Annotated in this window: 1 pseudogene; it reads right to left on the bottom strand. The window is 39.4% G+C overall.

Annotation, left to right across the window (positions count from 1 at the left end):
* Positions 1–207, bottom strand: a pseudogene (locus tag HC175_RS21205) (MraZ N-terminal domain-containing protein); the annotation flags it as partial.
* Positions 208–353 lie beyond the last annotated feature (146 nt).

Below are 353 nucleotides of genomic sequence, written 5' to 3'. Positions count from 1 at the left end.
TACGTACTGGTTAAGCTGTTCGATTTTCTCCATCTCCTTATTCCACTTCTCCATGGGATACAACTCCAGGCAGGGATTAAAAATAGATCGCTTAAGAACAAAACCCTGATCCAAAACAGGCAGGAGCTGCTTCTTCATAGGAGCAGGCACCATGAGCCTACCCTTGGCATCTACCTTACATTCATATGTTCCGACGAGAATTACCACTGCAGTTGTTTACGATTCAAATATATTGAAATTTAAACCACATTTTACCACTTTTTACCACATTGTTGATAAATTTTCCTCTTCTTCTCCCACAACCACCCCTTAAACCAACTAATTGAAGCACTTTTAGTTGTAGAAGAAAATTG

The organism is Salinimicrobium oceani (assembly GCF_012037645.1).
Note: the sequence above shows the minus strand (reverse complement) of the source record. Positions and strands in the feature narration are given on the sequence as shown.